The following is a 13,257-nucleotide window of genomic DNA, read 5'->3' as shown; positions in this document are numbered from 1 at the left end:
GATCTGCTGGTGGCGCTGCGTACGACGACGAGGAGCAGTTCACCGGTGACAGCGTCTCTGACGACGATATCGAGACGCACCTGTCGTTCTTGGGTGGCTCACTCTCCGCGATTTCTCCGACATAACCGATCGAAGATTCTCTGCGACGACGCGCCCGTCTACTGGCCTGTCTCGACACAGCCGCCGACCGTGCGACGGCGGAGTACGATCACGGTTTCTGACACGCACCGTTTATACAACAGATCGATGAGAGAAATCGCCATGGTCGGCCTCTGCGGGATTATCGGCGCAGCGGGACGCCCGCTCGATGACCTCGTCGACGCAGGATGCTGGCTCGACAGCCACGAGGCATCGACGTATCACGACGAGAGCGTACACGTCGGGTACGTCGACCACGCGATCGACTTCGAGGACCAACCGGTAGCCAGCGGTGACGCCTCACTCTGGTGTTGGGGAGAGGTACTGGGCCACGAACGGGGGGACGTACGCTCCCCGTCCCGCGGCGGTATCCGACGGGGAGTACTGCGCCCGCCTCTATCAGCGGTACGGCTCCCGTTCGTTGCCGGACTGAACAGCGAATTTGCGGGTGTGGTCTACGACCGCGACGCGGACACGGTCTCCGTATTCACCGATCGGCTGGGTGCACGGCCGATCTATTACACTCACACCGAAGACGGAGCGCTCGTCTTTTCCAGTCTGTTACAGTCACACGGCACGCACCCGGCGATCGGCTCCGAGTCGTCGAGGGTGTGGACGAGACGACCGACACCCTCGGTGGCGATGGCCCCTGGCCGACGCACGCAGAACTCGTCAGAAGCCATCCGGTCGTCCGACGGAAAATCGAGCGACACGACGACGACATTCAGCCGTCCCCTACCTGGACGAATCGGCCGTTAGAACGTGTTATCGAGCGTACCTGAACGGCGACGAGTACACGAACCAGCCCTATTCACCGCTCACGCTCCTGGAATCGTCGGTCGCACTCGAGTGAACCACAGTCGAGTGAATCACAGCGCACGCAGCACTGCGTCCGACAGGACGGTCTCAACATCCTCCTGCGGCTTTCTCCTCCGGTTCGTTTGACATCCACCCACGACTGACGTCGTGGGCTTTCGCCTTGTCTCTGTGTAATTCCATCCGTCCGACGGATGGAAGCGTCATATGCCTCTTCGGTGGAGAGCAGGGCATGGACGGTAACGGACACTGGGAAGACCACGACAGCTCGGCAGCGGGTACGAGACTCGTCTCGCCGACCTGGCGAGAGCTGAAGTCACCGCAGCCGACCGATAGACAGGGACTCGGCCACAGCGTCGACTCAGAGGCTGATCGACGATGAAGGTACTCGTCACCGGCGGTGCGGGGTTCGTCGGCTCGCACATCGCCGAACAGCTACTCGAGCAGGGACACCACGTCGTCACGCTGGACGCCCTCGATTCGTACTACGATCCGGCGATCAAGCGACGGAACCTGCAGCGGTGTTCCGACGCGGGTGGTGAACACTTTACCTTCGTCGAGGGGTCGATCACCGACGAACGAACGGTCCGCGAAACCATCGCGGGTCACGACGTAGACGTGATCTATCACAAGGCCGCACAGGCCGGCGTCCGCAAGAGCGTCGAAAACCCTCGAAAGCCCCACCGGATCAATACGACCGGCCTAATAACGGTGTTGCAGGCTGCGGCCGACCACGGTGTCGACCGACTCGTCAACGCGTCATCGTCTTCCGTCTACGGCGACGCTGCCAGCCTTCCCTACGAGGAAGACGACCGGCTCCGACCCCGGAGTCCGTACGCCGTCACGAAGCTGATGGGGGAACACTACTGCCGCGTCTGGCACGATATCTACGACGTTCCGACGGTGAGTTTGCGGTACTTCACCGTGTACGGCCCGCGGATGAGACCCAACATGGCGATCACGAATTTCACCGCCCGATGTCTCGAGGGCGAGCCGATGGAGATCTACGGTGATGGATGTCAGAGCCGCGATTTCACCCACATCGACGACGTCGTCGACGCCAACCTCGCACTCCTCGAGACGGATGCTGCCGACGGCGAAGTGTTGAACATCGGCTCGGGCGACAACATTACGATCGTCGACCTGGCCGAACACATCGCCGAGGCGACGGACAGCGAGTTCGCCCTCGAATACACCGCTCCGGCGACGGCAGACGCACGCCATACCCATGCTGACGTCTCGAAGGCCAGGGCGTCGATCGACTACGAGCCGTCGGTGTCGATTCGAGAGGGCGTCTCGTCGTTCGTCGACTGGTATCGGCGGAACCGCGAGTGGTACGAGCCCCTCGTCAGTCAGTCCTGAAACGGCGGCATCGGCCCACCGCTGGAGGATTCAAAGGGCCGTACGTGGAAACGAGAGTGATGGAGCCGCCGTCTCAGTCGATGAGCGAAACTGTCGCTCGGTATCTCCTAGCGGTGATTATCGGCGTGGTGGTGCTCGAGACCGCCGGTGAGGTCCGGACAGGCGTTCCGCTCGGATGGGCGACGCTCGCCTGTGTCGGTGCGTTCGCGTTGGCAATCGGTCTGGGGCAGTTCGCCCCCGAGTCCGAAGACGAGTCGGCGGGCTCGACCGCGTCGAAACGACTGTTGTCGGCGCGGGGCGTCACAGTGGTGTTGGTCGGCCTCCTCATCGTCGGCGGTCTCCTCCGGGCGGACTCGCTCGGCGCCCAGAGTTTCTGGTTCGACGAGGCGATTTCGGCCAACGCCGCCATCGCCGTGCTCGAGAAAGGAACGCCGACCTTTCCGTCGGAATACACCTACTGGCGAGCGTTTCCACACACTCTCCTGATGGCCGCCTCGATGGCGCTTCTCGGTGGTGGCGAGGCGGCTGCACGGCTCCCGTCGGTCGTCTTTGGGCTGGCGACCATCGCCACGACCTACTGGCTCGGTCGCGAGGTGGGGACCGAGCGTATCGGCTTGCTCGCGGCCGCACTCGTCACCGTCGCGACCTGGGAAATCGCCTGGAGTCGACAGGCGCGAATGTACCAGCAGTTCCAGTTCCTGTACACGCTCACGCTGGTCTTGCTTCTGACGGTCGAACGGACGCGCCCCATCGAGAAGCGAACGGTCGTGGCGCTCGTCGCCGTCGGAACGGGAGCCGCGTTGACACACCGGGTCGGGTTCATCCTTCTGCCGATTGCGGTCGTCTATCTCGGATCGATCGGCGTCGCCGACCGTCGTCTCTCGGTCGGAACGCTGGGAGGGGCACTCGTTGCATCGCTGATGCTCGTGATCGCGGTTATTCGGCCGACCGGCGGCTTCCCTCGCCTACTGGTCGACCTCCTCTCGACCGATACGGCGTACGGGGCTGCCTACGTCGACTGGCTCAGTTCCGAGTTTTCGGGAGTGTTTTACCTGGGTGTGATCGGTGCCGCCGTGACGTTCTACCGCGGCTGGACGCGGGCCGGTATCGCCCTCGTGCTCGCTGTCGTTCCCCCAGCGTGGGTACTCAGCGCCTCCACCGACCTGTTCGCCACGCGGTATCTCTATTTCGCAGTCCCCGTACTTTTCGTCTGGGCCGCGGTGACCGTCGATTTCGCGGCGATCGGTACTGTCGACCGGGTGGCATCGAGCGCGCCCCGACGATGGGTGAGCGAGAGGGTCGGCGTCGAGAGCGCCGACGAACTGATCCGGGCTGGGGCCGCGTGTACTGTGGCGGTCGGTCTCGTCACTGTACTGGTGTTCGGCGGCGGCTTTACCGTCGCACCACAGTCTCACTACGAACTCGGCGTGAACGCACCGCAACCGGAGTTCGCTGGCGCGTACGAGTACGTGAACGACCACCGAGAACCCGGCGACGTCATCGTCGCCGGGTGGACTGCACCCGGACTGTACTACGCAGGGGGCGTGGACTACTGGTTGGCCCACCCGCTCCTGGGCCAGGAACGCGACTGGACGGTAAACGGCGTCGATCGGTACGCGGGGGCCGAACCGATCCGAACAGCGAGATCGCTCGAGGCGGTGATCGAAACGCACGATCGCGGATGGGTCGTCCTGGACGCGGTCGTGATGCGGCGGTTAGATGACGAGACAGTCGCCGTTCTCGAACGGCGCGCGAGCCTCGAAGCCAGCTACGGTGAGTTGTACGTCTACGCGTGGGACAACACTGCGGCCACCGGCGGATAATCGGGTCGGCGCGCAGCGTACCGGAAACGGACGTCACGGTCGACCACTACGTGACTTCGCCCGGCTCGGCGCTCGTCGGAATCGTCACTGTGCCGTCCGGAAACTCGTTGCTCGGCAACCAGTTACAGCGACGGAGTCCGAACAGCGTCCACCAGGCTGCCGACTGGCGGTAGAGTGTGCATCCCACGCCGGAAACGCCCCACCGGAGTAGCGGACCCGCGTGTTACGGTGATCGAGGCGAGCGTTCGACGTCGAACGGACCCCGGTTCGGATGACTGGCTGTAATATGATCGTCCGAAAACATACCAGGCTGATCGATAGTACAGATAGTCACGCTGGTGGTTTAACTCGATGGTTCTGCTTGTACGAACCAGAGAGCAACGGATGTTATCGTCGATCAAGCAAATAGCACACCGCATCGGTATCGCTCCGTACCTCGAGACGCCGTACTCGCTGGTGATTCAGCGCCCATACTGGTGGATGCGGAGACGGTTCGGATCGCGTCCGCTGACCCGAACGATCGACAGTGTCGAAGCGACCTTCGTCGCCGAACACGCGGCGGACGCAAATTACTACCAACTGGATAGCGAACGGCTGATTCTCGAGGATCTCCTCGCCGAGGTACGGGAAACGGACGTCTTCTTCGATGTCGGCGCCAATATCGGTATCTACTCCTGTTTCCTGAGTCAGAAGCTCACCGAGGGAGAGGTCATCGCGTTCGAACCATCGCCGCCCGCGTACGAAAAGCTCGAGCGCAACGCGGCGGTCAACGGCGGAACGGTTCGGCAGTTTCCGGTGGCACTCTCGGATGTCAACGACGAAGTCGAGTTTGCAGTCGATCGGAACGACAGTCAGGCACAGATGTCGACGTTGAATACGGCAACTCGCGGGTCGGACTACGATATCCGGACCGTTTCGGCAAAACGAGCGGACGACTTCGTTCGTGAACGCGGGTTACCGCTGCCGACCGTCGTGAAGATCGACGTCGAAGGAACAGAGTACGACGTCTTGCGCTGGATGACCGACGCGCTGGACGCGACCCGGGCCAAACGACGACAGGTGAAGATTTCGATTAGTGCGATAATCATATTCCCTTGGTTGGTGATAATGTCACATGAATACCATCAATAGATCGATAGAGATACTCCGCGAAGAAGGTGTCGCGAGTTTTATTAACTTGGCGGGGACACATATACTTAACAGGATTCGACCGGTTTGGTATGGCCTTGGGTCCGGACGGGAGTGTTCTATTTGTGGCTGGAAAGGTTCTCGATTTCTGCCATTTGGAGTAGAAAACCGTCCGGATGCTAAATGCCCACACTGCAGTTCGAAGGAACGCCACCGCCTTATTTGGGAATATTTTTCTCAAGAATACATGTTTGAAGGCAGCATAGATCTGCTCTATTTTGCCCCCAATAAAGCGCTTGAACAAAGGATGAGGAATAAAGATTCTATAACTGTAACAACAACCGATTTGATGCAAGAAGGTGTGAATGTCAAAGCAGACATCACTGAATTGCCGTTTGATGACATTTCGTTTGACATTATCATATGCTCACATGTGCTCGAACACGTTCCCAGCGATACTATAGCTCTGAAGGAACTGTACCGCGTTCTTCGGACAGGAGGCGAAGCAATCATCCTCGTACCGCAAAATCGAGACCGTGACAAGACCTACGAAGACCCATCGATCACGACTGAAGAAGGTCGTGAAGAAGCATTTGGTCAAAGCGACCATGTCCGATGGTATGGAAGGGACGTCCAAGAAATTATCAGTTCAGCAGGTTTTGATGTGTCTATAATCGATTATATAGAGCAGTTAGATGAGTCCTATATTAACAGACATCGCCTCAGAGAAAGCGACAAGTGGATCCATAGCCCTACTCGAATATTCCGGTGTCCAAAACGAACAGAGTGATAACAAAGCCAAAATCGAGTTCGACCGATTATTCCTCGTCAGCGTCGGACTTGACCGACTTGGCGTCCCAACTGTCGCAATCGTCGAGGGTCGTATACTGAATACATAGCTCGGTCGTGTCTAGACGCGAAAATCCGAGGATAGCGAGTTCCACGGACCGGGGATAGACACCCTAGATGGAAATGGAATCGCCACCGGGATACTGGTCTCTCCAATTCCGGTCGACCAATATGCGCTCAAAATTGTTACCAGACGGTTATGAATTAGCGCATACGAATACTCGAGTTGTTAACCGAAAACGGTTGGATGACGAGCGATTGTACGAGCAGAGGGAGAACGGATACATTAAGACGAAACGGATCGGCAGTACGTGATTAACCGATCAAAACGAAATCGTGAGGGGATCCCACCGCGACTCGAACGCAGGTGTCTGTTAGCAGCAAAATCCTGTGGCCGATCAGCACTGGTGTTCGAAAATCGCCACCGTCTCGTTTTCGAACCCCGAGAAAGGTTCCGTGGCCACTATACTGTCAGACACAAGTCCCTGTGGAACCGACCGGAAACGACCCAGTCGCGATCAGTGAACGCGTACGTTCGACAGTATAGAGAGATATTCTAAGGTATTCCTGAGAAAGTGGTATTACCGTCCACAACGAGTTCCCTTAGCGATGGCTCAGGTCAGCGTAGTACTGCCTACGTATAATAGAGCGGACATAATCGACCGGGCGATTGAGAGTGTTCTTTCACAAAGTTATGAAGATTTCGAGCTGTTAATTATCGATGACTGCTCTACCGACCGAACCGTAGATGTTGTTAAGAAGTACACTGACCCGAGAATAACGCTAATCCGGCACGACGAAAACAAAGGAGGAGGAGCAGCTAGAAACACCGGCATTCAAAACGCCGCAGGGGATTATATCGCATTTATTGATAGTGATGATTCTTGGGCTCCAGACAAATTGGAAAAGCAGATAAATCGATTCGAAAATCTTGCTCAAGATATCGGCGTCGTTTACACTGGTATATATGTCGTCGAAGGTGATCGGAAAACACCCGAAAAGTATTCGATGATTAGTGGGGACATATTTGAGAAACAATTGATAAAGGATCATATACCGCCCACCTCCGCAATAATGGCTCGAACAGCTTGTTTTTCCGAAGTGGGTCTCTTTGATGTCCATCTTCCGGCGCGTCAAGACTATGACATGTGGCTACGAATTGCAGAGGAGTTTAATTTCGAATACGTCAAGGAACGACTCGTAACCATCTATCGTGACCGAACTGATCGTATAAGTGGAGATATTGAGAAACTGGTGAAAGCCGAGAAGCGACTCTTAGAGAAGAAAAGGCTCAGATATGACATAGAAAAGTTGGATACTGTCACCGCACAGCATTACCTAAGCATCGCTCGTCGTGCGTATGTTTACGGTCAATTCACGACAGCGAAACGGTATTCTCGGAAGTCTCTCCAAAACCGTCCGACTCTCGTTGCCGGTGCTATCTATTTCCTCTCAAATCTCGAAATTGATAGAAATAATGTTGTTGTCGACAAGATCATCGACACCATCAGGTAAGACATGTCTGTATATTTATCATCTCTGGATGTATTGAATGTATGCTTCAAGAGAAACGCCGTTTGCCGTGTTCTGAAAACGAAATCGCCGCGTTCGACGCGGTCGCCTCGTCAACTCGTGCTTCAAGTCCACATCCTCACGGTCCGGCTCAAATAGGGATCAGCGCAAGCATGACGATTGCTGGACTCGTCGAAACAGATGACCGGACGTGTCTCGTCGTAGGGTTCGTGGTAGAGGTCGAGAACGTCCTCTAGGTAGTAGACGAAGTCAGCGTCTTGTTTAGGTGGAATCGTCCAGTAGTTCGAGAGATGCGGTTTCAGAGTGGTTTTTAGACGTTGTCGAACGGTTTCGTGAGAGATCGACTCGAAGCCGGTCTCGTCGAGGGTCACGAGTTCGTCGGCAAGGAGGTGAAGCGTCCAGCGGGCGTGTCCTTCTGGTGGTTCGCTACAGGCAAGTCGGATGAGTGAGCTTCGGCTTTCCCGTCCATCTTACGGTCGTACTCACGGCGATGAATCGCCGCGGGCCCTCGCTCACAGTGATTTTTGCGTGCGTTGTGAGGCGTCCCGATCGAACAGCCGAGGTACTCACAGATTTGGGCATCTGTGAGCCCCTCGTCAGCCTTCAGGAGGATACGATCTCGAGTGATATCTTCGGCCTTGCGGTGACCGGTCGGAACGAACCACTCGAGTGTTGTGCGTTCTGCGTCAGAGAGTCCAACAACGTGTGTCTCTCTACTCATTCCTGTAGAGAGGCGCTCAGAGAGCATGAAATAGCGAGTACAAACTTGAAGCTACACTAAATTATACGAACAGGGGGAGCTAACCACCTACTCGGAAGTGTCAAGAGAGTCTCTGGGCCGCGGAAACTGCCGCCCTGTGCGATCTTCAATTTGTTTCACGAAGCGTTTGTCTTCCGGTGTGACTCCACCGAACCGCAGGAATAGTAGCGGATACAAGATGAGCCAGGCGGGGGAAACGATCGCAGCCGGCAGTTGGATAGCGGTGATCAACAGGTAAGCGACACCGCTCGAGAGTAAACAAACAGCACTAGCAGTTACACCTCCGCGCGAGAGGGGAACGATCCCGAAATTCCTGTAGAGAACAGTAACGTTTGCGGTGTGTTTCAGGACGATCGCAGTCGTGGACGCGATCGCGGCGCCCAGAATACCGAGGAGCGGGATCAACACGACGTTGAGTACCACGTTGACGATCGCCGATAACCCGGTCGTGTAGAGAACGGTCCGGTTCTTTCCCAGCCCGATCAACGACTGACTGGTCGAGCCCATCGCAGCGGACGCGATCGCGCCGAGCCCCAGAACCTGCAGCGCCGGTCCGCCTTCGGCGTATCCGCCGCCGAAGAGCGTCACGAGAATTCCCTGGGGGAACACGAACACCGCGAGAAAGACCGGGAGTGTGAGGAAGACGACCCACTTCGTGATGACCCGGTACACGACACGAAGTTCTCTCATCTGCTCGTTAACCTGGAGTCGCGTCAACACCGGGGGAAGGAGGAAGCCGCTCGCTACCACAGCGGTAACGATGCCGCCGCGCAACTGAAACGAAATGTTATAGATACCGACATCATCGGCGGTGAGGAGGTACCCGATGACGAACGTGTCGGTGTATGCGATGAGATAGTCCATCCCGACCGTAACCATCAGCGGGAGCGAGAACGCGAGGACGGTGCGATCCATCCCCGCCGGTGAGACGTCACGCCACGACGGGAGCAGCCGGTAGGTATAGGCGAGTCCCACGATACCCATCACGACCAGCGCGGCCATCTGTCCGGCAACTGCACCGACTGCGCCGAATCCCGCGCCCACGAAGAGACCGATGAAGACGAGCCGAGCGGCCGGTCGCAGGACCTGATACACGTAGGCGTAGGGGCGGGCGGACCGAAACCCGCGCGTCACCTTGAGGGCGATCTGGCCGACGACCATGAACGGAATGCTCAGGGCGCCGATCCGGAGCAGGACGGTGAGCGACGGATCGCCAAAGATCCTGGCGCCGATCGTCGGTGCGGAGAGAACGATCGCCGCAGCGACGGCGAGAGACGAAACGGCACCGAGACGAAGACCCGCCCGGACGACACCGCGGGTTCGAGAGTGGTCATCTTCGTATTCGGGGACCTTCCGCGTCACCCCCTCGTCGAGGCCCAACATCGCGATCATAGTGGCGACCGAAATAACCGCGAGCGCCAGTGCGACGCTCCCGTAGGCCTCCGGCAGGAGCAATCTGGCCATCACCAGTTGCGTCAGGAATCCGAATCCGAGTGCAACGACTTTGCTTCCTACCACGAGCATCCCGCCGGAGGCGACCGTCTCGAGAGCGTCAGTGACCGTCCCCGGGTCCTCGCGTTCCTCACTCATCGTTCACCCGTTGGCGCCCGGACGGACCGGTGCCGCCCATCGTTTTCATCCATCCGAGACGGACCGATGATCCTCGGACTCACTAGCCGGCCGAGACGGACCGATGCCGCTCGGAATCTCCAGCCGACCGGGACGCCGTCGCTCACTCGTCGACGGCACGTCAGCGACCGTCTCAGTCCCGACGGATCCCGCCGCGTCTCGTCTTCGCGCCCGGCGACGAGACCGCTGAATCCGATCCACTTACGCCGCACGGTCCCCCTCGATCATACTCTCGTTAAAGTAATAGACCTCGACGCCGGTCTCGTCCACGCCGTCCCCGTGATAGTGTTCGAAGTTCTCGTCGACGTACTCCCGGATCTCGGGATGGACGTGATAGCTCTTTCTCGTCTCCCACGTGATCCACCCCGATTCGTACGCCGAGAGGTCGCGGTGAAACTCCGCCGGCGTATACGCCTGATTGTGCTCCATGCTCACGATCGTCGCATCGCGGTCGAGATCCTTGAGATAGTAGCTGCGGAGATACTGACCGAACACGGCCTCGTCCTCCGGTTCGTAGTTCTCTTCGATCGTCCCGTATGCCGTCGTGAAATCTTGAGCGTCGTCGACGTAGAGGTCACGGGCGGTGGATTCTCCGACGACCGGAGCGAACGGGACGAGAACGGTGACCGCGAGTAACCCGATCAAGAGGGTGCGGATCGCCCTCGAGTCGAACGCCGAAACGAACGTCACGAACCCGAACACGACGAGTACCACCGCGATCGGAACCACGTGGACGATGTAGGCGAAGCTGGCGTATCGATCACCGACATAGACCAGAAAGACTAGCGAGAACGTACTCAGTAGGTACAGATACGTCAATTTCGCCCGGACGGCCGGATCACCGAGCAGGTGAACGCCGACGAAGCCGATCACGTAGAGAACGACTCCGAGCGACACCTCGACCGGGAACTGAAGCAGGTACTCCACGTAGACGGTATTGTCACGGCCGAAAAACGACAGAAAGTTCGACAGGAACTCGAGGCGGTCGGTGAAGCGAACGATCGCCGTCACGGCAATCAGCCCTCCCGCGCCGACGATGGACGCTGTCGCGTACTTCCGCTCGTCCGTTGTCACGAGTCGATAGAGGACGAAGAGGTACGCGCCGGCGAGCACGAAGAGCGAGTTGACGTGGACGTGGAAGGCGAAGTAGAGGACGAGGAGCGTCAGTGCGCCGATTTTGAGATTGAAGTCGAACCAGGTATCGACGAACGCGTTTATTCGTTCGTCGTGAAAGTCGACGGTGTTTCCCTCTGTGAGCGATCGATAGACGAGATAGGTGAGGAGGAGCGACAACGGGATCAAAATAGCGTACATTCGAGCCCATCTGAAGAGATCGATCGTCGCGGGATACAGTAGCAGGGCACCGGTCGAGAAGAGCCCGACCCAGCGCCGCTCGGTGAAGTACGTGAAGACGGCGTACGAGAGCGGAACGAAGACGACGCCGGCCATCGCCGAGGGAAGTCGCGACGCCCATTCGGAGGTGCCGAAGACCGCGTACGACACGGCGATCATCACCGTGTGGGGCCACGCCCTGTCGTAGAGCGTGTCCGTCGGCCTCTCTGCGATCCAATTCCACGAATAAAATTCGCCGGTGTGGTAGTACCCGGCTGCTGCAGAGACGACCTGGTACTCGTCACCGAAGAGGTGCAATGCCCCCAGTCGATAGAAGTAGACGGCCACGGCAAGCACGAGCAGCACCGCCAGTCCGATTCGAGACGACCTCCACCCGCCTAACCGGGGAATTCGACCGCCACGCCGAGTCGACCACACGGACCCCCTATCGCGACCAGAAATCCGATCTCGAGCCTTCCAGACGGTGACGGCCGCGAAGAGTCCGGTGAGGACGTAGAATTTCACTCCGAGGGCAGATCGAACGGGGTCGAAGACGGAAGCCAGGAGCGCCGAACAGACCAGCACGAGGGACCCGACTCGAGCCGTGATTGCCGCGGTCCGGTCCTGTCTGACGACGAGCGTCACCGCGAGCGTGGCTATCACGAGCCACGAGAGGAGATCGAGATCGACGTAGAACGGCACCCGAGAACCGGCGAGTGCACCGACAGCGAGGACGGCGAGGGCGAGAGCCAGATTTCGGGTTAGAAGCGAAAGGATCCGCGCCACTCCGGACCGGTCCCAGGATCGGCGCCACCTGGTGAGGCGGGCGCGGTCGTACGCGCGAGCAGCCCACGCCAGCAGTCGATACCGTGTGATGACGCCGATGGTGCCGATGACGAGCGTCGGCCAGAACAGGAGTCGGAGATCGAGGACGCCATCGAAACCGACCGTCCCGGTTCCCGCGAGGACGATGGCTGCAAGATAGAACGTGACGAGTAGCCGCGCCGTCGTCACGACGACGTCCGCCGTCTGTTCCGTTCGATGTATCACGGCGATCTCACCCGGTGTTCGAACCGAGCCCCGAACAGCGCCACCGCTCCGAGTGCGAGAACGATAGCCGTTCTGAACGCCTCGGTGTGAAGAATCGGCCGAACCGTGGCCCGGTTGGCGGACGCGCCTCGGACCTCCGCCGCGGTGAGAGCGCGGTCGTAAACCGTGACCGACGAAATCGTCCCATCGTACTGGTACCCGCCCGCTCGCCGACCGATCAGGAGTTCCTCCATCGACGTGTTCCCGGCACCCGAGTCCGAGTCGACCAGTTCACCGTCGGCGTATAATCGGACGGTGTCGTCCTGCGAAACGACGGTCAGGTGATGCCACTTGGAACCGTCGTCCGCGGTGAATCCGACGGCCGAATCACCGACCGTGAATTCGTATCGGTCGTCGGGTGCGACTAACCGCCAGCCGTCCCCATCGACGATGCCGGCATAATAATCGTGTCTCGGGTTACGGACCCTGACCGAGAGGGTGAACGGCCCCTCGAGGTCGTCCCGGAGATCGACACGAACGTGGCCCGTTTCGGGAGAGAACACGAGGCCACCGCCCGAGACGTTCGACCCGTTGCCCACGTACTCGCCGTGATTGCCCGAACCACTGCGATCGACGACGCGATTACCGTCCTCGTACGCGCCTTCGAACTCGAAATCGAGTATCGTCCGGGCCGTCATATCGACCGACCCGTAATCGTGCGAGGTGACCACCGGTGGGAGCGCGATGAGCACCACCACCGCGAGCACGGTCGCGATCAGATGACGTTTCATACGAACGAGGGCTTGCGGATTTCTGTTTGGTGGACCGCCGGCGATTGCCCCGGTCCGACCGCGGGAA

11 protein-coding genes are annotated in these 13,257 nt (G+C 58.9%); 6 read left to right on the top strand and 5 right to left on the bottom strand.

Annotated features, from left to right (window positions below):
* Positions 1–246 precede the first annotated feature (246 nt).
* From NJT13_RS13870 to NJT13_RS13845, 6 genes are all read left to right on the top strand, one after another.
* Entirely contained in the window at positions 247–897 is a 651-nt protein-coding gene (locus tag NJT13_RS13870; RefSeq protein ID WP_254522238.1) for a hypothetical protein, read from the top strand.
* A 435-nt stretch (positions 898–1,332) separates the two neighbouring features.
* Positions 1,333–2,316: an NAD-dependent epimerase/dehydratase family protein gene (locus tag NJT13_RS13865; RefSeq protein ID WP_254522237.1), complete on the top strand. Its 984-nt coding sequence runs from the start codon at positions 1,333–1,335 to the stop codon at positions 2,314–2,316.
* An 80-nt stretch (positions 2,317–2,396) separates the two neighbouring features.
* Positions 2,397–4,139 (top strand): glycosyltransferase family 39 protein, encoded by a 1,743-nt coding sequence (locus NJT13_RS13860; RefSeq protein ID WP_254522236.1) that lies wholly within the window; start codon positions 2,397–2,399, stop codon positions 4,137–4,139.
* 351 nt (positions 4,140–4,490) lie between these two features.
* A complete protein-coding gene (locus NJT13_RS13855; protein ID WP_254522235.1) occupies positions 4,491–5,270 on the top strand; it encodes an FkbM family methyltransferase in 780 nt (259 codons plus the stop codon).
* Complete coding sequence (locus tag NJT13_RS13850) at positions 5,254–6,057, top strand: class I SAM-dependent methyltransferase (protein WP_254522234.1); 804 nt, start codon at positions 5,254–5,256, stop codon at positions 6,055–6,057. The genes NJT13_RS13855 and NJT13_RS13850 overlap by 17 nt, the downstream gene beginning before the upstream one ends.
* 668 nt (positions 6,058–6,725) lie before the next feature.
* Positions 6,726–7,631 carry a glycosyltransferase family 2 protein gene (locus NJT13_RS13845; RefSeq protein WP_254522233.1) on the top strand — a complete coding sequence of 302 codons (906 nt, stop codon included), beginning with the start codon at positions 6,726–6,728 and terminating at the stop codon, positions 7,629–7,631.
* Between the two features lie 122 nt (positions 7,632–7,753).
* On the opposite strand, the gene NJT13_RS13840 is transcribed toward NJT13_RS13845, so the two are convergent.
* The 5 genes from NJT13_RS13840 to NJT13_RS13820 form a co-directional block, all read right to left on the bottom strand.
* Positions 7,754–8,020 carry a hypothetical protein gene (locus NJT13_RS13840; protein ID WP_254522232.1) on the bottom strand — a complete coding sequence of 89 codons (267 nt, stop codon included), beginning with the start codon at positions 8,018–8,020 and terminating at the stop codon, positions 7,754–7,756.
* Positions 8,017–8,370, bottom strand: a complete 354-nt coding sequence (locus NJT13_RS13835; RefSeq protein WP_254522231.1) for a helix-turn-helix domain-containing protein — start codon at positions 8,368–8,370, stop codon at positions 8,017–8,019. Before NJT13_RS13835 ends, NJT13_RS13840 begins: the two co-directional genes overlap by 4 nt.
* 87 nt (positions 8,371–8,457) lie before the next feature.
* Positions 8,458–9,999, bottom strand: a complete 1,542-nt coding sequence (locus tag NJT13_RS13830; RefSeq protein ID WP_254522230.1) for an oligosaccharide flippase family protein — start codon at positions 9,997–9,999, stop codon at positions 8,458–8,460.
* A 240-nt stretch (positions 10,000–10,239) separates the two neighbouring features.
* Positions 10,240–12,420, bottom strand: a complete 2,181-nt coding sequence (locus NJT13_RS13825; protein WP_254522229.1) for a glycosyltransferase family 39 protein — start codon at positions 12,418–12,420, stop codon at positions 10,240–10,242.
* Positions 12,417–13,190: a LamG domain-containing protein gene (locus NJT13_RS13820; RefSeq protein ID WP_254522228.1), complete on the bottom strand. Its 774-nt coding sequence runs from the start codon at positions 13,188–13,190 to the stop codon at positions 12,417–12,419. Before NJT13_RS13820 ends, NJT13_RS13825 begins: the two co-directional genes overlap by 4 nt.
* Positions 13,191–13,257 lie beyond the last annotated feature (67 nt).

Source organism: Natrinema caseinilyticum (assembly GCF_024227435.1).
Taxonomy (GTDB): Archaea; Halobacteriota; Halobacteria; order Halobacteriales; family Natrialbaceae; genus Natrinema; species Natrinema caseinilyticum.
Note: the sequence above shows the minus strand (reverse complement) of the source record. Positions and strands in the feature narration are given on the sequence as shown.